Here is a 25,918-nt window from a genome sequence, read left to right on the forward strand (position 1 = left end):
TGTTGCGGGCGGGCGGAGGGGTCAGACGGGCCGGTGCGGGACGTCCGGGGCGGGCGCCGTCACCCCGGTGGGCCCCAGGGCCTGTCCGACGACCCGATCCTCCGGACGGGCCCCGGCCGTCTGGTCCAGGAAGGGCGCGTCCGACGGCGACAGTGGCCGCAGGTCCGTCACCCAGGTCGCCTGCGGGTCGATCCGTGCGAAGAACGGCCGCCCGACCACCTCTGGGTCCCTGGCCTGCAGATAGCGCAGTGCGAGCGCGGACTGTCCCGCGACCTCCGTCACCCCGTCGACGACCACCTTGCCGCGGGTGGCGGACATGGACGGGCCGCGCACCGTGCGGGCAAGACCGGTCACGGACGACAGCGCCTCCCGGTAGATCTGCCAGGCGCGGACGAGCGGAACCTCGAAGTACTGGCGCGGGCCTGTGTCCCGCTCCACGAACATGTAGTAGGGCACGGCGTCGAGGGCGACGGCGCGCGTCCACATCTCCCGCCAGACGCCGGCGTCGTCGTTGATCGACCTGACCAGGGGCGCCTGGGTGCGGATCACGGCGCCCGTCGACCGGATCCGCTCGACCGCGCGCCGCACGGGCTCCGGTTGGAGCTCGCGGGGATGCGTCACATGGGCCATCACCGCGAGGTGCCGACCGCAGTCGCGGACCTCCTCGAACAGGCGCAGGAGGTCGTCGGCGTCCTCGTCGTCGGTGAACCGGTGCGGCCAGTAGGTCAGGGCCTTGGTGCCGATCCGGATGTTCCTGATGTGCTCCATCCCCGGGGCGAGGAAGGGCTCCAGCGCGCGCCGCAGGTTGTCGGTGCGCATGATCAGCGGATCGCCGCCGGTCACCAGGATGTCGGTGATCTCCGTGTGGTGCCGCAGGTAGGCGGCGAGCGCGTCGGCGTCGTCCTTCTCCGCGGCCATCTTCAGCTCGGGTACCCCGACGAACTGTGCCCAGCGGAAGCAGTAGGTGCAGTACGCGTGGCAGGTCTGGCCCTGACGCGGGAAATAGAGCAGCGTCTCCTCGTACTTGTGCTGTACGCCCGAGAGCCGCTGCCCCTGCCAGGCGGGGACATTCTGGTCCGTCTGGCCCGCCGGGTGCGCGTTCAGCCCCGCGCGGATCTCCCGCACGGCGGACGCGAGACGGGCGGGGCCCGCCTCTTCGCGCAGCAGGTCCGTCACGGTCTTCAGCTCGTCCGCGGCCAGCATGTCGGGCTGCGGAAAGACCAGCCGGAAGACGGGGTCGTCGTGCACATCGTCCCAGTCGATGAGCTCATCGACCACATACTGGTTGGCCCGGAACGGCAGGACCGCGGCCACGGCCCGTATCTGGAGCTCGTCTCGGAGTCCGCCCCGCACCGGTCCAGCAGCGCGTCCAGATCGCGTGCCGAGTACGCCCGGAAGCGGGGCGCCGTCACCTCGCTCATCCGCGCCCCTCGTCCTGGCCGGCGGTGCCCGGCACGACCGCGCGGGCGATCTCCCCAGCCGTGGCGGCGGCATGGGACCGCTGCACCAGGGTGAAGTGGTCGGCGCCGGGCACGGTCCGGATCTCCACCGGCGTGCCCAGTGCCTCCTCCCAGCCGAGGGCCGGGGACGTCCCCTCCGGCCGCGTCTGGTGACCGGCGAGCACCAGCGTGAGCCGGGTGTCCCTGAGGCGGGCGCGCCGCATCCGGTAGTCCACGAGCGCGGTGGCGTTGGCGTCGAACACCGTGAATCTGCGGCGCAGCGACTCCTGCTCCTCGCCGGCCGCCGGCCGCTCACCGCTGAGCAGCGCGGTGTCGACCCGCTCGCCGGTCATGCGCTCCAGATCACGAGCGAAGGACGCCACCCGGTCGGCGCCGGGTCCTGCGAAGTGCTCGAAGGCCTTCGAGCCGGGCGCGTAGCTGTCCAGCAGCACCAGGGAGGCGGTGCGCACCCCCTCGAAGGACAGCTGGCGTGCAATCTCGTAAGCGACAGCGCCACCCATGGACCAGCCGGCGAAGTGGTACGGCCCCTCGGGCTGCACCTTGAGCACCTCGTGGAGGTAGGAGGCCGCCATCTCCTGGACCGAGGTGAAGGCGGTGCCGCCGTCCAGGCCGGGAGAGCGGACCCCGATCACCGTGAACTCGGAGGGCAGCGCCGACGCAACGTCCCGGAAGCACAGCACGTCGCCACCGATCGGGTGCACGAGGAACAACCGCGGTCCACCCGCCACCCCCTGGCGCAGGGTCAGCAACAGCTCGCTCGCCTGGTCGTCGGACTCCTCCCGCAACTCGCGTACCGACGCGGCCAGACGGTCGACGCGGGGCCCCTCAAGGAGCGTGCGCAGCGACAGCGACAGGCCGGTCTTCTTGCGGATCCGGGTGAGCAGGATGGTGGCGAGCAGAGAGTGCCCGCCGACCGCGAAGAAGTCATCGGTGACGCCGAAGTCCTCGTGACCGAGGAGCTCGGACCACATGGACGAGATCAGGGACTCGGTGTCGTCCCGGGGCGCGACACGCTCCTGCGCGGCCGGAGACGAGGTGCCCCGGAGAGAGGAGCGGTCCAGCTTGCCGTTGGCCAGCAGGGCGAACCGGTCGACGAAGAGGAACAGCGAGGGGACGACGGCCAGCGGCAGCCGCTCGCGCGCGTGCCGGCGAAGTTCCTCCGTGGTCAGGCCGGAGCCCGGGGAGCGCACGACGTAGGCGACGAGCGAGCCGTCCGCCTGCCTGTCCGCCTCCACGTGGACCTGGCGCACCTGCGGATGGGTCGTCAGCTCGGCTGCAACCTCCGCGGGGTGCACCCGGACGCCGCGCACTTTGAGCAGGTCGTCACTGCGCCCCTCGACGTGGATCTCGCCGAAGGCGCCGACCACGGCGAGGTCTCCCGTGTGGTAGACGAGGTCGTCCGGGTCGTCCGACAGTGGGTTGGGGCGGAAGTTCGAGGCCGCGCGGACGTCGTCGAGGTAGCCCAGGGTCCGGTACGGCGTCCGGATGACGATCTCGCCGCGTTCGCCGGGGCCGCGGACGGAGCCGTCCGCGCCGAGGACGACCGCCTGGGCACCGGGCAGCGGGCGGCCGACGGGCACCGGTCCCGCGTCCTGCTCGGCCGTCACCCGGTGGAACGTCTTGATCATGGTCGTCTCGGTGGGCCCGTAGAAGTTGACGACCTCGGTGTCCGGGCCCAGCAGCCGCTCACGCAGCTCCTGGACGAGCCGGCCGGTGAGGGGCTCGCCCGCGAGGCAGAGCAGCCGCAGGTCGGTGAGGGGCGCGATGGCCCGGTCGGTGTCCCGCAGCCACGACGCCACCACGCTGGGTGTCGTGTGGACGACAGTGACGCGCTCGCGCGCCAGCCAGTCCACCATCCGCGCCGTGTCGTCCAGGGCGCTCGTCGGCGGCAGGCACAGAGTGGCTCCCTGGGTGAGCGGCACGAAGACGTCGCGCAGGACCGCGTCGAAGGAGAGCGTGGTGAGCTGTGCCACGCGGTCCCCGGCGTGCACGCCGAACTCCGCCGCCTCCCAGTCGATGAAGTGGTCGAGGCCGCGGTGCGACCCGACGACCGCCTTGGCCTCGCCGGTCGTGCCGGAAGTGAAGAAGACGTACGCCGGTTCCAGGGGCCGGGCGGGGACGGGGCCGAGCGCCTCGTCCGCGCTCTTGGCGAGTGCCTCGAAGGAGAGGCGTCGCACGGTGGCGTCGCCCGGCACCTCCGTCGCGGTCGACGGCTCGGTGAGCAGAACCTGCCGGACGCTGGCCCTGGCCACCATGGAGGCGCGCCGCGGTCCCGGCAGACCATCGTCCAGGAGTACGGCGGTGGCGCCGGCGCCGAGTGCGGCGACGAGGGCGGCCACGGTGGCGGGGGACTTGCCGCCCAGCACACCGACGCGCTGCCCCGCCTGAAGCTCCTGCGCGGCGCCCGCCACCGCGGCGGCGAGCTGACGATAGGTCACCTCGCCTTCCGCCCAGGAGACCGCGACGGCGTCCGGGGTGGCCGCGGCCCGGCGCCGGAACCGCTCGGCGACGGGGACGAGGTCCCGCGCGGGAAGCGGCTCGGAGAACGGATGGCCGGCGCGGCTGACGCCGGCCAGCGGGCTCGTCGGCTGCTCGGCGGCGAAGCAGAGCAGGCGCGTGAACCGCTCGCCGAGCGCGGCCGCGAACTCGGCCTGGACCGTGTCGGCGTCGTACTCGAAGTCCAGGACGGTGCCGGCCTCCCCGGGGCGCACCACCACGGTGACGTCGAACTTGGCCGTCGGCGCGGTGCCGGAGCCGTCACCGGCGTCGGCGACCACGTCGACGGGACGCAGGAGGGCGGCCTCCCGCGGCAGTTCCTCGCGCGGCGGCATCCGCAGCATCACGGAGAACAGCGGGCTGCGGTCCCCGTCTCGGGCGGCGGCGACGGCCTCCACGACCTGCGCGTAGGAGACATCCCGGTGCCCCGACGCCTCGACGAGCGTCGACCTGACCCGGCCGAGTGCCTCCTCGAACGTCGGGTCGCCCGCCATGTCGAAGCGATAGGCGTGTGTCCGGACGAAGAACCCGATGACGTCCTCGAACTCCTCGCGGTCCCGGCCCACGCTGTCGCTGCCGATGACGACCCGGTCCTGTGCCGACGCCCGGGAAAGGGCGTAGGCGAGGACGGTCATCATGGCCATGTACTCGGTGGCCCCGGACTTCGCGCACAGCTCGGCGAGGCGGTCCGTCACCTCGCGGGCGACCGGAACCCGCAGCACCCGTGCCTGGTGCGGCCGTTCGCCGGGCAAGGGACGTCCCCACGGCACGTCCGGGTCGGGGGTGTCGGCGAGCAGGTCGCGCCAGTAGGCGAGGTCGGCCTCGGCGCGCTCGCCGGTCGTCCGGCGGGCACGCCAGGCCGCGTAGTCACCGAACTGGAGCCGGGGCGTGTCGCCCTCCAGGTACGTGTGCCGGTCGGTGCCGGCGAGCAGCTCGTCGACCTGCTGCGCGACGAGGCCCCACGACACACCGTCACAGCACAGGTGATGGACGGTCAGGCCGACGAGGAGCTCATCGTCTCCGACCCGGACCGTCCGGACCCGCACCAGCGGCCCGGCGACCAGGTCGAAGGCGGCGGCCGCCGCCTCGGACAGCGCGGCCAGGCCCGACGGCCGGTCGGCCACGGCCGGCAGGGCGGTGAAGTCGACGGCGGCCTCACCCACGGACTGCACGGGGCGCCCGTCGACCTCGCGGAAGCGCAGCCGCAACGCCTCGTGACGGCGGCACACCGTGAAGAAGGCCGCGCGTACGGCCTGCTCGTCGAGGCCGGTGGGCAGCCGGAACACGCCGGCCATGTTGTAGGCGGAGCTGTGGGGATCCAGCTGCTGGAGGAACCACAGGCCCTCTTGCTCGGGGGAGAGCGGCTGGTCGGCCTCGCGCGCGACGGGCACGGGCGCCGGTTCCTCCTCGGCCCGGGCGCCCTCCCGCAGCGCGCCGTCCACGGCCTGAGCGAGTGTGGCAATCGTCGCCGACCGGAAGAGGGTCGGCAGATTCAGGTCGATCTCGAACGTCCGGCGGATCCGGGCGAGGAGCCGGGCCAGCATCAGCGAGTGGCCACCGAGATCGAAGAAGTTGGCGTGCCGGGAGGTGATCTCCTTCTTGAACGCCTCGGACCACAGCTCGGCGACGCGCCGCTCCGTCTCGGTCCACTCGCCCTCGTCCGCCGCCTCCTGCGGCTGCGGCTCCGCCGTGTCGTCGGGGTCGGGCAGCGCGGACCGGTCCAGCTTGCCGTGGCCGGTGAGCGGAAGCCGCTCCAGGAGGACCACGTGGGCCGGGACCATCGCGTTGGAGCCGGCCGCGGCCACGTGCCGCCGCACGGCGGAGGCGTCCACGCCCGCGCCCTGGGTCGGCACGACATAGGCGACGAGGGCGGGACCGGCTTCCCCGGCGCGGACCACGACGGCCGCGTCCTCGACCTCAGGCATGCGGGTGATCACCGCGCCGACCTCAGCCGGGTGGACGCGGACACCGAGGACCTTGACCTGGTCGTCCACCCGGCCGTGGATCTCCAGGTCGCCCTGGGGGCCGATGCGGCCCAGGTCACCGGTGCGCTGCACGAGGTCGGTGGGGTCGTCGGGGTTGAGCGGGTTCACCTCGAAGAGCGAGGCCTCTCCCGCAGCCGGGCGCCAACTGCCCCGGGTGAGGTGCGGGGTGCGGATCAGCACGTGACCGGGCTCACCGACGCCGCACCGCCGGCCCCGGTTGTTGACCACGAGCAGTTCGGCGCCGTCGATGGCCTTGCCCACGGGCAGGATGCCCGCCGGGACCTCGCCGCCCGGAACGGGGTACCAGGACTTGAGGATGGTGGCTTCGGTCGTCCCGTAGAGGTTGACGAACCGCGTGCCCGCGTCGCCGGTCGCATTCCGCCAGCGGTTGACGAGGCTGCCCGAAAGCGGCTCGCCGGAAAGGCAGATCAGACGCAGCGCCGGGAAGCCCGCACCGACGGGCTGTTCGGCCAGCAGCGTGGACAACACGCTCGGCACCGTCTGGAGGACGGTCACCTCGTCCTCGCGCAGCCATTCGAGCACTCGTGCCAAATCGACAAAGGGACGGTCGGTCGGCGGGAGGCACACGGTGGCGCCTCCGATGAGCGCCGGGAACAAGTCCTTGAAGACCGCGTCGAAGGTCAGCGCGGCCATCTGGGCGACGCGGTCGCCCGCGCCGATGGCAAGGGCCTCCTGTTCCCAGGCGCAGAAGTGGGCGAGCGCCCCGTGCCAGCCCAGGACCCCGCGCGGCTCGCCGGTGGTGCCCGACGTGAAGCACACGTACGCGTCCGCGGCGGCGGCCACGACGGGCAGCTCCACGTCCCCCGCCGCCGGCTGCTCCAGCTCGGCGAGCCGGACCACCGGCGTGGCGCCGGCGCCCGGATCCCACGTCCGGTCGGTCGTGTCGACGAGCAGCGACGGGCGCGCCCGTTCCAGCACGTCACACACCCGGCCCTCCGGCTGGGTGACGTCGATCATCACCAGGACCGCACCGGCCCGCAGGACACCGAGCATGGCCACGACTGTCTCCGGCGACCGGCCACCACGGACCGCCACCACGTCCCCGGGGGTCACCTCCCGTGTCCGCAACGCCCGAGCCGTCGCGGAGAACTGCTCCACGAGCTCCTCGTACGTGTGGGACCGAGTGCCTCTGACCAGTGCGACGGCGTGCGGGAACCGGGAGGCCGTGGCCTCGATCAGGGCGGGGACGGTGGTGCTCTCGACCAGGTGCCGTGACGGCGTCGTCGACGTGGTGGGGTGGTCGTCGGCGTACGTCATCTCAGTGTCAGTCCAATCGTGTGGTCAGGATTGCCCTGCGGGCAGGTCATAGGGCTATCTCGTCGACGTACGCGTCGGGCTTGTCCACCGCGGCCTCGACGAAGGAGGCGAGCTGGCGGGCCATGAGCGCGGCGCGCTCGGCCGAGATACGGCCCCGGGCGTACACGAGGCGGGCCTCGTAGCCCTCGGTGAGCGGGAAGACCTCGAACTTGAGGTCGTAGTGCGTGTGCCGGGGTGGGAACTGGTGGACCCGCACGGTGACGCCGTCGGCCTGCCGTTGCCACGCCGGCATGTTCTGGAAGACGAACAGGTTCTGGAAGACGGGCAGCCGGTCGGCGCCCCGGGCCGCTCCGACCTCGGAGACGATGCGCTCGATGGGCACCACCGAGTGCCGCTGGCCCGCCACGACGGCGGTCCGGGCGCGGTCCAGCACCTGGGCGACCGTCGCGTCCTCGTCGATCTCCAGCCTCTGCGGGACGGTCGTGACGAAGTAGCCGGCCAGGTCGGCGACCCAGGGCGGCGTCCGGTTCGCCATGGGCGTGCCGACGACCACGGTCTCGTGGGCGGAGAGCCGGGCCAGCCATGCCGTGTAGCCGGCGAGCAGGGCCATGAACTCGGTGATGCCGTGCTCGCGGCACAGGCTCTTCAGCCGGGCCGGGAAGTCCGGCGACCAACGCAGCGCGACGCTGTCGGCGGGCGCGCTGAGGGAGGGGCCGCGGGGCTCGTCCACCGGCAGGTCGAGCCCGTCCGGCGCGTTCGCCAGCACGGTGCGCCAGTGCCGCAGCGACTCCTGGACGGCGGCCCGGTGCTCCGGGCGGGTCTCCTGCGTACGCTGCCAGGCCGCGTGGTCGACGATCTGCAACTGTGCGTCCTCGGGCCCGCGGTCCGGTTCGGTCAGCAGCCGGCTGAGCTCCTCGGTCAGCAGCGACCAGGTCCAGCCGTCCGCGATGATCTGGTGGGTGACCATCACGAGCAGGTGGTCGGCTGGGCCGAAGCTGACCCCGTGGGCCCGCAGCGGCGGTCCGGCGGCGAGGTCGAACGGCTCGTACGCCGTCTCCGCCACCAGTCGGCGCACGGCCGCGGGATCCGCGGACAGGTCGGTCCCGTCCGTCCACTCCAGGGCCGGGGGTTCTGCGCCGACGACCGCCCGCGGCTCACCGTCCGCGGAGCGGAACGTCGTCCGCAGCACCTCGTGCCGCCGCACCAGAGCGGCGAATGCCTCCGACACCCGCTCGCCGCTCACCCCGGTGATCCGGAACGCGGTGGGGGCGCTCATCGCGGTGCTTTCGGGCTCCAACTCCTGGAGGAACCACAGGCGTTCCTGGTAGCGATTGAGGGGCAGCTCACCATCGCGCGGCACGCGCGACGGCACCTTCTTCGTCACCGTGCCTGCGGCGGCGACCAGGGCGCGCAGCCGGTCAAGGGTCGGTTCCGCGAAGAAGTCGGACAGGGCGAGGGTGCTGCCGAACTCCTCAGCGACGTCGGCGAGGAGCCGCACGGCGTGCAGCGACGTGCCGCCCGCGTGCAGGAAGTGCGGCTCGGTGGTGCCGAGCACCCTGGACCAGAGGCGTTCCAGAGGGTCGGCGTCGGCCTGCCTGCTCAGGTCGGACCGCTCCGCCAGGATCGCGCGCAGCGCCGCGACGTCGGCCTTGCCGTGCGCGGTCTTCGGCAGGGAGTCCACGGGTGTGAGGCCGGCCGGAACCGAGCCGGCCGGCAGGATGCCCAGCAGGTCATCACGCCATCCGGTCCACGGCACGCCGGGGACCAGGACGGCGGCGGCGTCCAGGCGTGCGACGCCGGCCCCGTCGACGCGCGTCACCACGACGCACTCCTCGACACAGGGCAGCGACTGCAGGGCGGCTTCCACCTCGCCCAGCTCGATACGGACGCCGCCGATCTTCACCTGGCGGTCGTTGCGGCCGTGGTAGAGGTACGCCCCGTCCGGACGCCGACTGGCCAGGTCGCCTGTGCGGTACATGCGGCGGGTCGGGTCGGCCGGGTGCGGCACGAAGCGCTCGGCCGTGACCTCGGGCAGGTTGAGGTAGCCACGGGCGATGCCCACGCCGGCGATGCACAACTCACCGACCTCGCCCGCTGGCACCTGGGTGCCGTCCTCGCCGACGACGAGCAGCTCGATGCCGGTGATGGGGTGGCCGATGGGGACCGGTGCGGTGGGCGATGCGTTCGCGGCGCACTGCCAGTGGGTGACGTCGACGGCGGCCTCGGTGGGGCCGTAGAGGTTGTGGAGTTCGGCCTGGGGCAGCCGCTCGAAGAACCGCCGGGCCAGGGACGGGCCGAGCGCCTCGCCGCTCACCATGACCGAGCGCAGCCGCGGGCAGTCCCCGGGCCGCACCTGGCGCAGGAACTCCGTGAGCATGCTCGGCACGAAGTGCGTGACGGTCACTTGGCGCTCCGTCAGGAACCGTGCCAGGTAGCCGGGGTCCCGGTGCCCGTCGGGCGCGGCGAAGGCCAGTTCCGCTCCGGTCATCAGGGGCCAGATGAACTCCCACACCGAGACGTCGAAGGTGTACGGCGTCTTCTGTGCGACCACGTCCCCGGGGCCGATACCGAAGCGGTCCTGCATCCACCGCAGGCGGTTGACGATCGCGGCGTGCTCGATCATCACGCCCTTGGGGCGGCCCGTGGAGCCGGACGTGTAGATGACGTAGGCCAGGTGGTGGGGCGCAGCGGAGTCGATCGGCGGCGCCTGGCCGGGCGCCCGGTGACCGCGGGGCGTCAGGCGCGGCACGCCGCCGTCGGCGAGGGACCACAGCCGGGACGACTCCTCGGTCACGACGGCCGCAGGCGCGGCGTCCTGCAGCAGACCGAGGATCCGCCGGTCCGGGTCGGTGGTGGACAGCGGCAGCCATGCCCCGCCCGCTCGCACGACCCCGACGATCGCCACGGCCAGGTCGACCGAGCGCTCCAGTTGGAGCGCCACGACCCGATCGGGCCCTACTCCCGCCGCCACGAGCGCCTCGGCCAGGGCGGCCGAGCGGGCGTCGAGTTCGCGGTACGTCAGGACCTGTCCGTCGTCGGAGGCCGCACGCGCGTCGGGTGTCCGGCGGAACTGCTCGACCAGCACCGCACCCAACGACTCCGGACCAGTACGACGCACGGTGTTGTCCCCCTCGTGAATACCCTGCCTGCGGACGGACCAAGATCGCCCCGGCGATGCACGACACGGAACTGTGGCACGTCAGACGCCATTTAGGAAGATCCTTATTTGGTCAAGGAATCTTTCCTTGCGTTGATCAACTGGTCATGTAATCTGCCTCAGTCCCGCCCGGCGGCAACCTGCCGTACCAGGGCAGATGTTGACGTTTTGGCGTAGAGCCGTACCGACTCTGGAAAGGGTGTTGACGGTGTGTGGACTCGCGGGCTTCGTCGGGCCACGACGCGATTCTCGGGCGGCACGCGAGACACTCGACGCCATGAGCGCGGCCATCGGACACCGGGGACCGGACTCCACCGGATTCCATGTCGACGAGACCGTGGCGTTCGCGTTCACCCGGCTGGCGATCAACGACCTCGGGGCCGGCGACCAGCCGATGTACGACGAGAGCCGGCGGATCGTCGCCATGACCACCGGCGAGATCTACAACTACCGCGAACTGCGTGACCTCCTCCTCGACCGGGGCCACACCTTGCGCACGCGCTGCGACACCGAGGTGATCCCGCACCTCTACGAGGAGTTCGGCCGCGACTTCGTCAGCCGGCTCGACGGGCAGTTCGCGGTCGTTCTCTACGACCACCGCGAGCAGCTCTTCATCGGCGCCCGCGACCACTTCGGCGTCACGCCGCTGTTCTACGCCCACCAGGACGGCGAGTTGGTCTTCGGCTCCGAGATCAAGGCCATGCTGAAGCACCCCGCGGTGCCGCGCCGCGTCGACCTCGTCGGCCTGGACCAGGTGTTCACCCTGCCCGGTCTGGTGAGCCCGCGGACGATGTTCGAGGGCGTCCACAGCGTGCCGCCGGGCACCGCCGTCGAGTTCCGCCCCGGCGACCGGCCCAAGCTCTGGACGTACTGGGACCTCGCATACCCGCGCACCGACGACGACTTCGAACGCCACGACGAGTCGTACTACGTCCGCCGGGTCGAGGACCTGCTGGTCCGTTCGGTCGAGAAGCGTCTGCAGTCCGACGTGGAGGTCGGCCTGTACCTGAGCGGCGGCCTGGACTCCTCCCTGGTCGGCGCGATCATGCGGCATCTGATGCCGGACGCCGAGATCCAGTCGTTCGCGGCGGCCTTCCCCGAGCGGGAGCTCTCCGAGAGCGACTACCAGCGGCTGATGAGCGGTGTCCTCGACACGCGCCACACCGAGCGCTTCGTGCACGGCGAGGAGATAACCTCCCGGCTGCGCACGGTCGTACGGCACACCGAGTGCCCGCTGAAGGAGTCGTTCAACTCGGCCGCCCACGCGCTGTCCGAAGCCGTGCACGGCGCCGGGGTCAAGGTGGTGCTCACCGGACAGGGCGCGGACGAGCTGTTCGGCGGCTACATCGGCTACCGCTTCGACCAGGTCCGGCGCACCCAGGCCGCGGGCGGCGTCACCGACCTGCGGGAGGCCAGGATTCGCGAAGGTCTGTGGGGGGACGAGAACTTCTTCTACGAACGCAACGACGCCGGATTCCGGGCCACGAAGGCCGGGCTCTACTCGGCGCCGGTGCGCGAGCGGCAGGGCGAGATCGACTGCCTCGGCCACTCGTTGGTCGACCGCGAGCGCCTGACCGGCCTGCACGATCTGCACCGCCGTTCCTACCTCGACCTCAAACTCCGGCTGGCGGACCATCTGCTCGGGGACCACGGCGACCGCATGGTATTCGCCAACTCGGTGGAGTCCCGCCATCCGTTCCTCGACCGGGAGCTCGTCGAGTTCCTCGCGACCGTGCCGCCCGAGCTGAAGCTGAAGGGTCTTGAGGAGAAGTACCTCCTCAAGCAGGTCGCCCGGGACTGGATTCCGCGCCGGATCGTGGACCGCGAGAAGTTCGGCTTCACCGCGCCGGGCAGCCCGCACCTGATCCGGCAGGACGACCCCGCCATCGAGGCCCTGCTGTCCCGCGAACGCATCGAGGCAGACGGCTATTTCGATCCGGACCGCGTGGAGCGGCTCGTCCGTGAGTACGGCACGCCCGGGTTCCGCATCAACGTTCCCTTCGAGACCGACCTGTTGATGACCGTACTCACCTTCAACCTGCTCCTCGACCTTTACGACCTGCCCGCATACTCCGCCTGACGGCAACTCAGGCGGGCGCCGGGCAGCCCTGCCCGGACCACATTGCCAGGGGGACAACGGATGCCGCCGACCGATCCGACTCACAGCATCACCGAGCGACTCAGCCGCTCCCTGTCCGGGCCGGAGGGAACCCTCGCCCTGGCCCGGATGCAGGTGCTGGGCCGGCCCGTCGAGCGCTCGACGGAGCTGACCGCGCCCACACCGTCGGGAACCGAGGTGGGCGTGTGGCGCCTGACGGACGGGCAGTTGCGCCGGGACACCGGGCGCCGGGACGAATGGCGCTACTGGGCCGACCGGCCGGAGATACCCCTGCGCCCCGGACACCGCCGTATCGCCATACTCGGGGAGTCCGCGACCCGCGGCTACTTCTTCGACCCGGCGTACTCGCTGGCCGGCCTCGTCGACACCGCCCTCGACGGCACTGGCGTGGACGTCCTCGACCTCGCCCGCACCAACTGCTCCCTGGCGGAACTCCTCAGGACGGCCGCCGAAGCCCTCGCTCTCGGCGCCGACGCCCTCGTGGTGCACGCAGGGAACAACTGGAACAACGTCGACCCGACGCCCATGGAGCGCCACGAACTGGCCCTGCTGCTCGAAGAGGGCGGCTTCCCGGCGGCCGCGGCGGCCTTCCGGGATCTCGTCACCGAGGTCGCCGCGAGCGCGCTGGACCTGCTGCGCGAACTCGCGGGGGACGTCTCCGTCGTCATGGTCGTCCCGGAGTTCAACCTGGGCGACTGGACGGACGAGCCGATCCTCGACTGCCCCGCCCTGCCCGCCGGACGGATGCGGCGCTGGCTCCGTGCCCGGGACGAGGCCGAGCGGGCTCTGCGGGACGGCGACCTCGCCGGCGCCCGTACGCTCGCCGCCGAGATGACCGGGCTCGACGGCGGCTCCAGCCCCGTCTCCCACCGCCTGGCGGCACGCTGCGCGGCCTCGCCCGACGAGGCGCTCACCGCGCTCCGGGCGGCCAAGGACGCGGTGGTCAGCCCCTTCGCCATCCACTCCCCGCGCACCCTGGCTTCCGTGCAGGAGGTGATGCGCCGCAAGGCCGACGAGGCCGGGTTCCACCTGGTCGACCAGGCGGCCCTGTTCCGGGAGGGCGACGCCGGCGGGCCCGGCCGCCGGTACTTCCTCGACTACTGCCATCTCACCTTCGACGGCCTGCGTGCCACGGCCCTGGCCGTGGCGGAGACGCTCGGTGCCGCCTTGGAGCTGCCCGAGCGGCCGGGCACCGACGGCGTACCGGTCCGGGCCGCCGCCGACCGGCTCGCCCTGGCCCATTTCCTCGCCGCCGTGCACAACGCCCACTACGGTCAGCCCGAGGACGTGCTGCGCCACCACCTGAGCCGAGCGCTCGACGCCGACGCCTCGGTCGCCGACCGTTTCGAGGACTACCTCGACTACCAGACGAGGATCGCCCCGAACTGGATGTGCTCCTCCTACGAGCGCTCCACCCAGGACCCGGCGTTCCGGCGCTACATGGTGGTCGGCGACGGCCGGCTCAACGGCAAACTGGCGGACCACGGCCTGCGCGAGGTCATGCTCGACACACTCGAGAGCAGGGGCGTCCCGGCGCGCCGGCGCTACGAGGACCTGCTCGTCGCCGAACACTCCGGCGGCACCGACCTGCTGGCCGACGCGTACCTCGCCACCACGTTCAACGAGCGCCGCGACGTCGGCGTCGGCCCGCGGGTGGCATACCTGCGGGCGAGTTCCCCCCGCACCCGGTCCACCCTGGTCGTCGACGAACCGGCCCCTCTCGTCCTCGAAGTGACCTGGCGGCTGCCTGCCGAGGTCCCGGCCGGGTCGGTGTCGGTCGCCGTGAACGGACACGAGGTGGGCACGGCCGAGGCGGGCACGGCGTGGACGACCTGGGAGTTCACCGTGAGCCCGGACATCCTGCGCCGCGGACGCAACACCGTCGAGATCCGCTGGCCGGAGGGGGGCGACGGCACCGACACGCTCGTCGCCGGGGCCCCGGCCCGCCTGGAGTGCGGCGAGCACGTCCCGAGTCACCCGGTCCACGGCCACGTCCACGGCTGGTCGGCGACCCGGGTCGTGCCCGCCGCGGTCTGACCGCCCCCGCCTCTGCGTTCCGAAAGACAGGAGAGTCCCCTTGCGCTTCAGCGTCATGTTCTTTGCCTCCGGTGAGGCGGCCCCGCAGGAGACCTGCCGGACGGTGCTGGAGACCAGCCGTCTGGCCGACGTACACGGCCTGGACGCGGTGTGGACTCCCGAACGGCACTTCGACCAGTTCGGCAGCGTGTTCCCCAACCCGGCGCTCACCAGCGCCGCGCTGGCCACCGCGACCGAACATATCCAGCTGCGGGCCGGCAGCCTCATCTCTCCGCTGCACCACACGGTGCGCATCGCCGAGGACTGGTCCGTCGTCGACAACTGGTCGTCCGGCCGTGCGGCAGTCTCCTTCGGCTCCGGCTGGAACGCCAACGACTTCGTGCTGGCCCCCGACGCCTACGAGTCGCGGCACCAGGTCATGCTGGAGCAGATCGACACGGTGCGCGCCCTGTGGCGAGGCGAGGACGTCGAGCTCCCCAACGGCACCGGGCAGCCCTTCGCGGCACGCCTGCACCCCCAGCCCGTCCAGCCGGAACTACCGATCTGGATCACCTCGTCGGGGAACCCGCGGACCTTCCAGGATGCCGGGGCCCGCGGCCTCAACGTGCTGACCCACCTGATCGGCCAGAACCTGGACCAGCTCGCCGAGAAGGTGGCCCTCTACCGCAAGGCCCGCGCGGACGCCGGCTTCGACCCGGCCACCGGGACGGTCTCCCTGATGCTGCACACCCACCTGGACGACGACCCGGAGGCCGCCGAGGCCCGCAGCCGCGCACCGTTCCGCGACTATCTGCGCTCCGCGGTGAAGCTGGAGCTCCGGGCCGCCCAGGGCGGCGGCGCCATCAGCGGCGGGCATGTCCTGCCCGACGACGAGATCCCCGAGGACCTCCTCGAGGAGTTGCTGGACGCGACCTACGAGCGCTATCTGCAGGGCGGCTCCCTGATCGGCTCCCCGGACACCTGCCAGGGCATGGCCGACCGGGTGGCGGCGGCGGGTGTCGACGACATCGCCTGTCTGCTGGACTTCGGCGTGCCCAGCGAGCGGATCCCCGCGGTGATCCCGCTGATCGCCGCGCTCGCCGGCGAGGGCAGCCCCGGACGTGAGGTCGTCGAGAGTGAGCACTGACCTCGCCCTGTGGGCACGTCTGCGCGACGTGCTGATGCTGCAACGGCGTGAGACCAGACTGCTCCTGGCGAGTGTGACCGCCGACTCCTTCGGCACCGGCATCTTCACGGCGACTTCGGTCCTGTTCTTCACCACCGTCCGGGGCTTCAGCGTGTCCGCCGTCGGCCTGGCGATCTCCCTGGGCAGCCTCTGCGCGTTCTTCCTCGGCCCCCGCATCGGCGCCCTCGCGGACCGGGTCGGGCCGCAGAAGAGCCTCATCGTGCTGTTCGGTGTACGTGCCGTGGGCTACGGCCTGTACCTGCTCGCCGAGCAGTACTGGCTGTTCGTGGTGCTCGCCTGCGTCGTGACGACGGCCGACCGGGCCAGCCCTGCCCTCAACCAGGCCCTGATGGGCCGACTGTTCGAGGCCAAGGACCGGGCGACGATCCTGGGCACCGTGTTCTCGGCGCGCAACGGGGCGATCGTGCTCGGGTCGCTGGCCGCCACCCTGCCCATCGTGACCGGCTCCAGCGCCCTGTACCTGGTGGGGATCGGGGTCAACGCCGCGTCCTTCATCGCCGCCGCGCTCCTCGTGGCCCGGCTGCACATCCCGAAGGCGGAGCCCGCGGCCACCGGCCGGGACAAGGAACGCCGCGGCGGGGCCTCCCCCTTGCGCGACCGGCGGTACCTGGCCATCACGGTCGTCAACGGCGTGGCCCAGACGCACAACACGATCCTGTCCCTGGTGCTGCCCCTGTGGATCGTCCACGCCACCAGCTCTCCCAAGTGGAGCCTCACCGCGCTGCTCGCCCTCAACGGCGCGCTGGCCATGGCGGCTCAGGTACCGGTGAACCGGATGTTCGCCGACTTCTCCGCCGCCCTGCGCGCGTCGGCGCTCGGCGGTGCCGCCGTCTGCGCCGCGTGTCTCGCCTACGCCGGGGCCGGGGCGGTCGGCGACGCCTGGGTGGCGCTCGCGATCCTCGTGGTCGCCATGCTCGCCCACACGGCCGGGGAGAGCCTCTTCATCGCGAGTACGCCGTTGTCCTTCGAGCTCGCCCCGAAGGAGTCGCTCGGACGGTATCTGTCCTTCTACAACCTGGGCCGGGTGGGCCAGGACCTCGTCGGGCCGCTGCTGATCGTGGGGCCGCTCGTGGACCGGGGCACTCCCATGTGGCTGCTGGTCGGCGTGGTTGTGCTGCTCGGCGGCCTCGTGCCGTGGGGCCTCCTCAAGGACGACGCGCTCGCCGCGAACGGGCGGTCGGCGCGGTGAGCACGGTCACCTCCGGGTACCGGACCGCGACGCAGGCACCCGATCCGGCGGCGTCCGGCATCGTCGGTGTGCTCGGCGGCATGGGGCCGGCCGCCACGGCGGACTTCTTCGCGAAGCTGGTACGGGAGACGCCCGCCGTCAGTGACCAGGAGCATCTGCGGACGCTGGTGTGGTCCGACGCCACTGTGCCGGACCGCACCGACGCCATCCTGTCGGCCGGGCCCAGCCCGCTGCCCCGCCTGCTCGAAGGGGTCCACCTGCTCCAGTCCGCGGGGGCCGCGATCATCGCCATGCCCTGCAGCACCGCGCATGCCTTCCTCCCGGACCTGCGGCGGGCCTCGGCGGTCCCCATCCTCAGCATGATCGACGCCAGTGTGCGCCGGCTGCCCGCGGCCGCGCCGTCGGTCTCCCGGGTAGGGCTCCTCGCCACCACCGGCACCCTGGTGACGGGCCTGTACCAGGAGAGTCTGCGCGAGCAGGGCATCGACGCGGTCGTCCCCCCGCCGCTGCTTCAGCAACGGTCCGTGATGCGGGCCGTGCGGCTGATCAAAGCCGGCGAGCTGGAGGCCGCCGAGCAGGCACTGGCCCCGGCGGTCAGAAGCGTCGCCGGGGCCGGAGCGGGCATGATCGTCGCAGCATGCACGGAACTCCCCCTGGTGCTCGGTCACCGGGCCGAGAATCTCCCCGTCTTCGACCCAACCACGGCACTGGCCCAGGACGCCGTGGCGCTCGCCAGGCGTCTTCCGCGCCCCGACCACACGAAGGAATGACCATGAACACGCGTGTCTGTCTCGTCTCGCCCAAACCCCCGATGCTCCAGCGGGCCAGGCGGCTGAAGCTGGACGTGGTCTGCGTGTACACCCCCGAGGAGTTCCGCAAGCTCCCCGCCGACGCCTTGCACGACGAGATCTGCCTGGTGCTGCGGCACCAGTCCGACCCGCGGGAGCTGGTGGACTCCGTCCGAGCGCTGCACGACCGTACGCCGTTCTCGGCCGTGGTGACCGTTCAGGAGGAGGGCGTCATCACCACCGCTCTGCTCAACGACGCCCTCGGCCTGAACGGTGTCTCCGCCGAGACCGTGGCGCTGCTGACCGACAAGTGGCGCATGCGCCGGCACACCGCGGAGCGCGGCGTCAGCACCGTGCGGGCGGCCGTCGCGTCGAGCCTGGAGGACATCAGGGAGTTCGGTGCGGCCCAGGGATACCCGTTGATCGCCAAGCCGCTGGGCGGCTCCGCGAGCATCGGCATCCACAAGATCGACAGCGCCGAGGCGGCCGAGTCCGCGTACGCCGCGCTGAGTGGGCTCGACCTGAGGCAGTTCCTGCTGGAGGAGTACCTCGAAGGCCCGGAGATCAGCGTGGACGCTCTTTCCTTCGACGGCCGTCATGTGCCGATCGCCATCGCGGACAAGATCACCGGAACTGGCTTCGTCGAGTTCGGACACGTGATTCCCGCCCAGCTGGACCCTTCCCTGGAGGAGGAGGTGTGCCGCACGGTGTCCGACTTCCTGGACGCGGTCGGCCTCCGCAGCGGTCTGTCGCACACCGAGTTGAAGCTCACGTCGGCCGGGCCCCGGGTGGTCGAGAGCCACAACCGGCGCGGGGGCGACCGGATCAACACCATGACGCACGCCGTCCACGGCATCGACCTGGAGGAGGCCGGCCTCGCCTGGGCCACGGGTCTGCTCCAGCCGCTCATCGCGCGTCCCGCGGCAAACGGCGGTGCGGCTGTCGTCTTCTTCGAGGCCGAGCCCGGCCGACTGGTCGCCATCGCGGGCGCCGACGAGGCGCGCGCCCACGCCGGTGTCGTCGAGTTCCACCTCAATTTCGAGGTGGGCCAGCTCATCCCGCGGGTCCGCTGGTCGCTGGACCGGGCCGGGTATGTGGTGGTGACGGCCGAGACGGCACAGGCCGCGCGGGACTTGGCCCAGTCGTTGGCCTCCCAGGTGCGGTTCGTGACCGAGCCCGACCCGGCGGCCGAGGAGGACGGTGCGCAGGGACTTCACCGTTACCGCGACCTCGTGGCAGAACTCAATCAGGTCCCCCACGTCGATGCACTGACGTAACGAAATGACCTACGAACCGGGCAGGGCAACACCCTTCTGAGGGGTCGCCCTGCCCAGCTCTCTTCATGTCGGTACCGCGCACGACCATGGCACGCGTGACGACGGACCCGATCAGCCTCATCGACCGGCAGCTCCCCGATCGGGCCGCGGCCGTGGTGGCTCGGCAGGGCTGCCCTCTCCACCAGCTCCACCAGCTCCACCAGCTCCACCACGACATGCTCGCGCTCGACCCGCGCTACCGCGCCTGACGGTTCGGCGCGAACCTCGGGGGCTGCGAGTCAGCATCGCCGGCCGGTTCGTAGAGGGCGAGTTGAACGCGAGTGCCGGGAGGAGCTGGGTATCCCGGCGGTCGCCTCGGACATCACGGGCGAGCATCCCCTCTTCCTCACCGTCACCCGAACCCGCGGTCAGGGGGAACACACCGACGTCTCGCTCTGGTACGTCATCACCGCGAACGCGCGAACCCTCACCTCCTACGACGAGGAGGAGTTCACGGCGATCCGATGGCTGACCCACGAGCAGGTGCTCGCCGAGCCGCTCGACTCCATGGACCCCCACCTGCACCGCTTCACTCGCAAGCTGATGCAGGCCGACGGTTCGACCGGGTCACTGCCGCGAGGACGAACGTCACGCTGATCAGCAGGGCCCAGGCGCCGAACTTCTCCACTCCCACGGGCTGCCAGCCGTCGAGTTGGTAGGGGTAGCGCCAGGCGCCCAGGTAGGTGGCGAGGTTCTCCGCGACCCACAGGAAGAAGCCGATCAGGACGAAGGACAGCGCCAGGGGCATCCGGCGGCGGGTGGTGCGCACCGTGTAGCGGACCGAGGTGCCCGCGGTGACGGCCAGGAGCAGTGCGGCCAGGAGCCAGCGGGCGTCGGGGAGCCAGTGGTGGCTGAAGAAGTTGACGTAGATGGCCGCGGCGACGACGGCCGTCGCCCGCGGGCGGTAGCGGACCAGCTCCAGGTCGAACAGGTGCCAGGCACGGCAGACGTAGCTGCCGACTGCGGCGTAGAGGAAGCCTCCGTACAGCGGGACGCCCGCGAATTTCAGTACGGCGGGCTCCGGCTAGCTCCACGAGCCGAGGGAGACCTTCACCAACTCGAAGGCCAGGCCAATGACGTGGCAGACCGCGATGACGGCGACGTCCCGCTCGTTCTCCCAGCCCTGCAGCCAGAACAGCAGCGTCAGCAGCACGCCGTAGACGACTAGCAGGTCGTAGCGGGCCACGGGCAGGCCGGGGAGCAGGGCGGAGGCGGCCACGCCGGACATCAGCGCGATGGCGAAGGCGCAGGACCGTGTCTGTATCCAGGCGAAATCGAGCAGCTGGCGCAACGACGCCGTCAGGGTGCCGGCGATGCTTGTGGTGACCATGATCCGAAAGACGAGCTCGCGGCGCCCTCGGTTGCGCAGGGCGGCGGTACCTGAGAAGTCTCAGGGTCCGCGTGCCCGGCGCTTCCCTGGAGTTCCGAGCACGGGCCGTGTGCCGGGCAGTGACCGTCCGAACAGGGGGAACACATCATGACCACTCGTATCCTCGCCCGGGCCGCGCTCGTCGGCGCCGGTGCGCTGGCTCTTCTCGGGCCGCTCACCGCCGCGACCACCGTGGCGACGTCCGACGCGGACGGGGGCGGGGCCCGCATCATGGCCGCGCCGTACGCCGTCGTGCCGTACGAGACGGTCAACGTCCGTTCCGAGCCCGCGACTTCGTACGACAAGGTCGGCAGTGTCGCGGCGAACCAGCCGCGCGGCGCGTACTGCTGGGAGCGCGGCGAGACCATCCGCGACAACGGCTACACGAACAACGTGTGGGTCAAGCTCGTCGAGGGCTACGTGAGCGCGGTCTACCTCAAGGGCAACGAGTACGGGGACCTGCCCGCTTCCGCGACCTGCTGACCGGCCTCGGGCAAGTGGAGGGCGGGCGGGCGGCCGGTCACCGAAAATCCGTTGCGGCCGTCCCCCGCTCGCCCGACCCTTGGCCCATGCCCTACGCCCTTCGTCCGGCCGGCCTCACCGACGCGGCCGCCATCACCGAACTCCTCAACGAGGTCGACCGCATCGAGATCGGCCGGCCCGAGACCGACCTGCACACCGTCGAGGCCGACCTGAAGCGGCCCGACATCGCTCTGGACCGCGACTCGTGGCTGGCCTTCGACGGCGACCGGCTGGTGGCGTACGGCCTGTTGTGGGACGAGTCGGCCGGTGAGCGCGTCGACGTCGACCACTACGTGCTGCCCGACCACCAGCAGGCCGGCGAACTGATCCTGGACGCGCTGGAGGCCAGAGCCCTGGACAAGGCCCGCGAGAACGGTGCGGCCAGGGCGGTGGTGCATCTGCACCTCAACACCGAGCCCACGCTCGACACGGAACTGATCGAGCGACGGGGCTGGCACGTCGTCCGGCGCTATCACGTGCTGCGACGGCCCGTGGACGCCGCCGCGGACGTCGTACCGGCACTCCCGAGCGGCATACGCCTGCGGCCGTGCGCCGAGGAGGCGGACCGTGCGCGCGTCCACGCGCTGTACCAGTCGAGCTTCGCCGAGCACTTCGACTTCCAGCCGCGCGGCTACGACCAGTGGCTGCACGACGTCGACGCCGAGGTGCTCGACTGGTCCCTGGTGTGGATCGTCGGCACCGAGGAGTCGGGCGACACCGGGTTTCTCATGGCCCGCGACGACCGTGAGGCGATGGGCTGGATCCGGAGCGTCGGCGTGCTGAGCGAGGCACGCGGCTCGGGTCTGGGCGGTCTGCTGCTGCGGCACGCGTTCGCCGCGTTCGCGGCGCGAGGCCGGGACACGGTGGGTCTGGGCGTGGACACCGCCAACCCCACGGGGGCGCCCGCGCTGTACGCCCGGCACGGCATGGCCGTTCACTACGCCGTCGACACCTGGGAGACGGTGCTCAGCTGACGCAGGCCTCGGCCCGGCCGGAGCCCGCTGCGCGCCGGCTCTCGAGGCGCAGGACCGCTCCCGTGACCACCGCGCCGATCCCCTCCCACAGACCCACGCCCAGGAAGCCGGCGGGAGCACGGCCGCTGATCACCGCCAGCGTGAACACCGTGCAGGTCAGGAGGCGGAAGGGGACCGTCCAGCGGAAGAACGCCTTCCAGTCGGAGAGCGCGGCCAGCACGTAGTAGACGCCCATGTTGAGCGCCGCCATGGAGGAAGCGGTCAGGAAGACCAGGGTGTGGTCTCCTTCCGCACGCCGAGAGCCGGCCCCAGGGGCGAAGCCCATGACTATGAGCAGGGCGTCCGGGGCAGCGAGCCCCACCGCGCCCATGACGGCGGCGAGGACGCCGAACACCGCCATGGTCCAGCCGGACGGGGAGCGGGGCAGGCGTCGCACGCGGTCCTCCATGGGTGACGGGGTCAGCGGACTCTCGCGCCCGGCTGGGCGCCGCTTCTACGGGTGTTGTTGTACAGGCGCAGCAGGTGTTTGGCGACTGGGCACGGTACCGAGTCGGCGTAGCACTGCCGGCAGGTCTGCATGTGGTGTTCGTAGTCGGCACGTGCCTGCTGCAGGGCATCGGTCTGAGACGACATCGAGGTCCTCGGAGTTGACGACGGAAGGGGGTCGCGGAGGGGGTGTCGCGGTGACTGCGAGGTCCACCTGAGGACAAAGTTGATCATGTTACTTGTGGTACGGGAAAGTCGTGACTCCTGTGCGCCCGCACGCTCCGGCGCGGGTCACCGAACGCCCCCCGTGAGCTCCCCACCGACCGGAAAACACTTGGACTTCGCGGTCGCCGCCACGGGACACTCAGGGCGAAATGGGAACTCCTGAATCGCGCAAGGTTCAGCCGGGCAAGCGCTCGGTACTTCTCGCACTTCGTTACTACGGACGGGAGTTGGCCCGGCATCGCCGCCTGACGGCCCCCGCGATGGCGCTGTCGGCGCTGGGCAACATCGGCATCAACTACGTCGCGCCGCTGATCGTGGCCAAGCTCGTCGGCGACATCGCCGGCGGCGGGCACGTCACGGTCGGTTCGACGCTGCCGTACGTCCTCGGCTTCGTCGGTGTGCTGCTGGTGGCCGAGGCGCTGTGGCGGGTGGCGCTGCACTGCCTGAACCGGCTGGACGCCCTCGGCATCGAGCATCTGTACGTGATCGGGATGGACGAGCTGTTCGCGAAGGACGCCGCGTTCTTCCACGACAACTTCGCCGGGTCGCTGACCAAGCGCGTCGTGAGCTTCGCCTCGCGTTTCGAGCAGTTCGTCGACACGCTGACGTTCCAGATCGTGGGCAGCTTCGTGCCATTGGTGTTCGGCGCGGTGGTGCTGTGGCGCTACGAACCGCTGCTCGTGGTCGGGCTGTTGGCGATGATCGTGCTGACGGCGGCGTGTGTGGTGCCTCTCATCCGGCGCCGTCAGTCCCTCGTCGACCAGCGGGAGGAGGCGATCGCCCGGGTGTCGGGGCACGTCGCCGACAGCCTGATGAACATGGACACGGTGCGCGCGTTCGGCGCCGAGGAGCGCGAGGCCGCCGAGCACCGCTCCCGGGTCGCGGTGTCGCGCCGGCTGACCCTACGAGCGTGGGACTACGGCAATCTGCGCATCGACACACTGGTCGCACCGATGTCGGTGCTGACCAACGCGCTGGGTCTGCTGCTCGCGGTCACGCTGGCCGGGGGCGCACACGGTGTGGAGGCGATCGTGGTTGCCTTCACCTACTACAACAACGCGACGCGGATCATGTTCGACTTCAATCAGATCTACCGTCGGCTGGAGAGCTCGATGACGGAGGCCGCGCAGTTCACCGAACTGCTCCTGACGCCGCCGACCGTGCTCGATCCACCGTCGCCGGAGCCGCTGCTGCCCGCACCCGCCGACGTCCGCTTCGAGAAGGTCACCTTCGCCCACGCCGGTGGCCGGCCCCTGTTCGAGGGCCTCGAGCTGGCCGTGCCCGCCGGGGCGAAGATCGGCCTCGTGGGCCGGTCCGGCGGCGGCAAGACCACGCTGACCCGGCTGCTGTTGCGGATGACGGACATCGACGCCGGCCGGATCCTGATCGGCGGTCAGGACATCACCATGCTCCGCCAGGCGGACCTGCGCGGTCTGATGGCCTATGTGCCGCAGGACCCGGCGATGTTCCACCGCACGCTGCGGGACAACATCGCCTTCGCCCGGCCGGACGCCACCGACGCCGAGATCCGCCATGCGGCGGAGGCGGCGCACGTCACGGAGTTCGCCGACGCGCTGCCGTACGGCTTCGACACCATGGTGGGCGAGCGCGGCATCAAGCTGTCCGGCGGCCAGCGCCAGCGGGTCGCCCTCGCCCGGGCGATCCTGCGCGACGCACCGATCCTGCTGCTCGACGAGGCGACCAGCGCCCTGGACTCCGAGAGCGAGATCCTCGTCCAGGAGGCGCTGTGGCGGCTCATGGACGGACGGACCGCGCTCGTGGTGGCACACCGGCTGAGCACGGTCGCCACCATGGACCGACTCGTCGTCCTCGACCGTGGACAGATCGTCGAGCAGGGCACCCACGACGAACTGCTCACCCTGGACGGCGCCTACGCGAAGCTGTGGCAGCACCAGTCGGGGGGCTTTCTTGAGGACAGCCCGGCACAGGCGGAGTTGCCCTGACCCCGCTACTGCCTCATGTGCCACTCCCCTCAGACGCCGCGGTGCACGATCTGCCCGCCGGTCACGCTGAGACGGACCGGCGCCTCGGCGACCGCGAGGCCCGCGTGTGTGGTGCAGCCTTCCAGAGCCTGCAGACCGGTGAGTCCCACCCTCGCGGAGGCCGCGCCCCCGGGGTGTCCGCGCGGTGGCCAGGACGGCGCGGGCGTCGTAGTGGGCGATGGGCCAGTCCGAGCCGAGCGCGACGACCGCTCCGGCGTCCCGCAGATCGCGCAGGCGCCAGGCCCGGGAGGCGCGTTCGCCGCCGAGCCGCAAGGACCACTCGTCGGACCGGTCGGACCGGTCGGCCCGGGTGTAGCCGGTGTGCGGGGGCTGCATGGAGGCGATGACACCGAGGCGGGCGAACCGGCCCACGGTGTCGTCGGGCACCGACTCGATGTGCTCCACCCGGTGGGCGAGGTGGGAGCCCGGTCCCAGGGACTCGACGGTGTCGAGGACGTGCCGTACGGCGGCGTCGCCGATCGCGTGGGTCGCCGTCCGTACCCCGGCGCGGTGCAGATGGCGTACGGCGTCGCTGTACGCCCCCGTCGGCAGCGTCCCCTTCAGCCGGGCGGACCGGCGTGCGCACTTCGGCCCGGCCTGGCCGCGGTTGAAGCGGGCTAAGCGCAGCTACGACCCGCGAGGGGTTCTGGTCCCGGGGCAGGGGATCCTCCCGGTGGGGTGACGGTGGGCGTTCGCCGCCTGTTGTTTCAGGGCTAAGATTTCTCCGAGGTTGCGCAGGGCCACGGAGCCCGCGTTTCCCGACAGGAATCCGCGAAGGGACGACATGGCTCAGCGCAGGGCGAAGCGGCCGGATGCCGTGGCGGGGCTCGTGGAGGACTGGGCGCGCGAGCGACCGGGGCTGGACACCTCGCCGCTGGAGGTGCTCGCCCGGCTGCACCGTGCCTACCTGCAGTACCAGTCGCGGCTCACCGCACAGATCGAGAAGCACGGCCTGTCGGTCGCCGGTTTCGACGTGCTCACGGCGCTGCGCCGGTCCGGCGCCCCGTACCGGCTCACCGCCGGCCAGCTGGCCGCCTCCGGCCTGATCTCCTCGGCGGGAGTGACGCTGCGTCTGGACCGGCTGGAGAACGACGGGCTCCTGGTGCGCGAGCGCGACGCGGTGGACCGCCGCGTGGTCTACTCGCGGCTCACCGACGCCGGGTTGAAGAAGGTGGACGAAGTGTTCACCGAGCACCTGGACAATGAGCGGCGGATGCTCAGCGGGCTCTCCCTCACCGAGCGCCGCCAACTCGCCCGGCTGCTGTCCGGGCTGGAGCACTCGATCGTCGAATCCGACACGGCAGGGGAGGACGCGGCCGGCTGACCGG

17 protein-coding genes and 3 pseudogenes are annotated in these 25,918 nt (G+C 71.5%); 13 read left to right on the top strand and 7 right to left on the bottom strand.

The annotated features are described in order from the left end of the window. Window positions 1-21: 21 nt before the first annotated feature. The 3 genes from OHO27_RS02510 to OHO27_RS02520 form a co-directional block, all read right to left on the bottom strand. A complete protein-coding gene (locus OHO27_RS02510; protein ID WP_328419833.1) occupies window positions 22-1,353 on the bottom strand; it encodes a KamA family radical SAM protein in 1,332 nt (443 codons plus the stop codon). 64 nt (window positions 1,354-1,417) lie between these two features. Continuing rightward, window positions 1,418-7,219: an AMP-binding protein gene (locus OHO27_RS02515; RefSeq protein ID WP_328419835.1), complete on the bottom strand. Its 5,802-nt coding sequence runs from the start codon at window positions 7,217-7,219 to the stop codon at window positions 1,418-1,420. A gap of 46 nt (window positions 7,220-7,265) precedes the next feature. Beyond that, window positions 7,266-10,337, bottom strand: coding sequence for an amino acid adenylation domain-containing protein (locus OHO27_RS02520; RefSeq protein WP_328419837.1), 3,072 nt, complete (start codon window positions 10,335-10,337; stop codon window positions 7,266-7,268). A gap of 196 nt (window positions 10,338-10,533) precedes the next feature. On the opposite strand from OHO27_RS02520, the gene asnB reads away from it, so the two are divergent. From asnB to OHO27_RS02560, 8 genes and pseudogenes are all read left to right on the top strand, one after another. Further along, window positions 10,534-12,456 (top strand): asparagine synthase (glutamine-hydrolyzing), encoded by a 1,923-nt coding sequence (gene asnB, locus OHO27_RS02525; protein WP_328419839.1) that lies wholly within the window; start codon window positions 10,534-10,536, stop codon window positions 12,454-12,456. Between the two features lie 60 nt (window positions 12,457-12,516). Next, entirely contained in the window at window positions 12,517-14,532 is a 2,016-nt protein-coding gene (locus tag OHO27_RS02530; protein ID WP_328419841.1) for a hypothetical protein, read from the top strand. A 40-nt stretch (window positions 14,533-14,572) separates the two neighbouring features. Then, window positions 14,573-15,658 (top strand): MupA/Atu3671 family FMN-dependent luciferase-like monooxygenase, encoded by a 1,086-nt coding sequence (locus OHO27_RS02535; RefSeq protein WP_328419843.1) that lies wholly within the window; start codon window positions 14,573-14,575, stop codon window positions 15,656-15,658. Beyond that, window positions 15,648-16,907, top strand: a complete 1,260-nt coding sequence (locus OHO27_RS02540; protein ID WP_328419845.1) for an MFS transporter — start codon at window positions 15,648-15,650, stop codon at window positions 16,905-16,907. The genes OHO27_RS02535 and OHO27_RS02540 overlap by 11 nt, the downstream gene beginning before the upstream one ends. Beyond that, window positions 16,904-17,677 (top strand): aspartate/glutamate racemase family protein, encoded by a 774-nt coding sequence (locus OHO27_RS02545; RefSeq protein ID WP_328419847.1) that lies wholly within the window; start codon window positions 16,904-16,906, stop codon window positions 17,675-17,677. Before OHO27_RS02540 ends, OHO27_RS02545 begins: the two co-directional genes overlap by 4 nt. A gap of 2 nt (window positions 17,678-17,679) precedes the next feature. Further along, a complete protein-coding gene (locus tag OHO27_RS02550; RefSeq protein WP_328419848.1) occupies window positions 17,680-18,972 on the top strand; it encodes an ATP-grasp domain-containing protein in 1,293 nt (430 codons plus the stop codon). Between the two features lie 95 nt (window positions 18,973-19,067). Continuing rightward, the gene (locus OHO27_RS02555; protein ID WP_328419850.1) at window positions 19,068-19,220 is read left to right on the top strand and encodes a hypothetical protein; all 153 of its coding nucleotides are present in this window, start codon (window positions 19,068-19,070) and stop codon (window positions 19,218-19,220) included. Between the two features lie 76 nt (window positions 19,221-19,296). After that, window positions 19,297-19,608: pseudogene (locus OHO27_RS02560) on the top strand (NUDIX domain-containing protein); the annotation flags it as partial. Here the strand turns inward: OHO27_RS02560 and OHO27_RS02565 are convergent. After that, window positions 19,541-20,341, bottom strand: a pseudogene (locus tag OHO27_RS02565) (DUF817 domain-containing protein). The pseudogenes OHO27_RS02560 and OHO27_RS02565 overlap by 68 nt on opposite strands. A gap of 147 nt (window positions 20,342-20,488) precedes the next feature. On the opposite strand from OHO27_RS02565, the gene OHO27_RS02570 reads away from it, so the two are divergent. Next, a complete protein-coding gene (locus OHO27_RS02570; protein WP_328419852.1) occupies window positions 20,489-20,863 on the top strand; it encodes an SH3 domain-containing protein in 375 nt (124 codons plus the stop codon). Between the two features lie 86 nt (window positions 20,864-20,949). Next, a complete protein-coding gene (locus tag OHO27_RS02575) occupies window positions 20,950-21,876 on the top strand; it encodes a GNAT family N-acetyltransferase (RefSeq protein WP_328419854.1) in 927 nt (308 codons plus the stop codon). On the opposite strand, the gene OHO27_RS02580 is transcribed toward OHO27_RS02575, so the two are convergent. Next, on the bottom strand, window positions 21,869-22,276 hold the full coding sequence (locus OHO27_RS02580) for a hypothetical protein (RefSeq protein WP_328430328.1): 408 nt from the start codon (window positions 22,274-22,276) through the stop codon (window positions 21,869-21,871). The genes OHO27_RS02575 and OHO27_RS02580 overlap by 8 nt on opposite strands. Before the next feature lie 59 nt (window positions 22,277-22,335). Then, window positions 22,336-22,509, bottom strand: coding sequence for a hypothetical protein (locus OHO27_RS02585; RefSeq protein ID WP_328419856.1), 174 nt, complete (start codon window positions 22,507-22,509; stop codon window positions 22,336-22,338). 227 nt (window positions 22,510-22,736) lie between these two features. Here OHO27_RS02585 and OHO27_RS02590 point away from each other — a divergent pair, with 227 nt between their 5' ends. Beyond that, window positions 22,737-24,551 carry an ABC transporter ATP-binding protein gene (locus tag OHO27_RS02590; RefSeq protein WP_328419858.1) on the top strand — a complete coding sequence of 605 codons (1,815 nt, stop codon included), beginning with the start codon at window positions 22,737-22,739 and terminating at the stop codon, window positions 24,549-24,551. A gap of 29 nt (window positions 24,552-24,580) precedes the next feature. Here the strand turns inward: OHO27_RS02590 and OHO27_RS02595 are convergent. After that, window positions 24,581-25,130 (bottom strand): annotated as a pseudogene (locus OHO27_RS02595) (amidohydrolase family protein); the annotation flags it as partial. Here OHO27_RS02595 and OHO27_RS02600 point away from each other — a divergent pair. Further along, window positions 25,036-25,272, top strand: a complete 237-nt coding sequence (locus tag OHO27_RS02600; RefSeq protein ID WP_328419860.1) for a hypothetical protein — start codon at window positions 25,036-25,038, stop codon at window positions 25,270-25,272. The pseudogene OHO27_RS02595 and the gene OHO27_RS02600 overlap by 95 nt on opposite strands. A gap of 102 nt (window positions 25,273-25,374) precedes the next feature. Further along, complete coding sequence (locus OHO27_RS02605; RefSeq protein WP_328419862.1) at window positions 25,375-25,914, top strand: MarR family winged helix-turn-helix transcriptional regulator; 540 nt, start codon at window positions 25,375-25,377, stop codon at window positions 25,912-25,914. Window positions 25,915-25,918 lie beyond the last annotated feature (4 nt).

Source organism: Streptomyces sp. NBC_00443 (genome assembly GCF_036014175.1).
Lineage (GTDB): Bacteria > Actinomycetota > Actinomycetes > Streptomycetales > Streptomycetaceae > Streptomyces.

Coding starts and splice junctions, on each gene's coding strand:
- OHO27_RS02550 (WP_328419848.1), top strand. CDS start 17,680: ATGAACACGCGTGTCTGTCTCGTCTCGCCCAAACCCCCGATGCTCCAG.
- OHO27_RS02590 (WP_328419858.1), top strand. CDS start 22,737: ATGGGAACTCCTGAATCGCGCAAGGTTCAGCCGGGCAAGCGCTCGGTA.
- OHO27_RS02515 (WP_328419835.1), bottom strand. CDS start 7,219: ATGACGTACGCCGACGACCACCCCACCACGTCGACGACGCCGTCACGG.
- OHO27_RS02585 (WP_328419856.1), bottom strand. CDS start 22,509: ATGTCGTCTCAGACCGATGCCCTGCAGCAGGCACGTGCCGACTACGAA.
- OHO27_RS02530 (WP_328419841.1), top strand. CDS start 12,517: ATGCCGCCGACCGATCCGACTCACAGCATCACCGAGCGACTCAGCCGC.
- asnB (WP_328419839.1), top strand. CDS start 10,534: ATGTTGACGTTTTGGCGTAGAGCCGTACCGACTCTGGAAAGGGTGTTG.
- OHO27_RS02570 (WP_328419852.1), top strand. CDS start 20,489: ATGACCACTCGTATCCTCGCCCGGGCCGCGCTCGTCGGCGCCGGTGCG.
- OHO27_RS02580 (WP_328430328.1), bottom strand. CDS start 22,276: ATGGCGGTGTTCGGCGTCCTCGCCGCCGTCATGGGCGCGGTGGGGCTC.
- OHO27_RS02605 (WP_328419862.1), top strand. CDS start 25,375: ATGGCTCAGCGCAGGGCGAAGCGGCCGGATGCCGTGGCGGGGCTCGTG.
- OHO27_RS02575 (WP_328419854.1), top strand. CDS start 20,950: ATGCCCTACGCCCTTCGTCCGGCCGGCCTCACCGACGCGGCCGCCATC.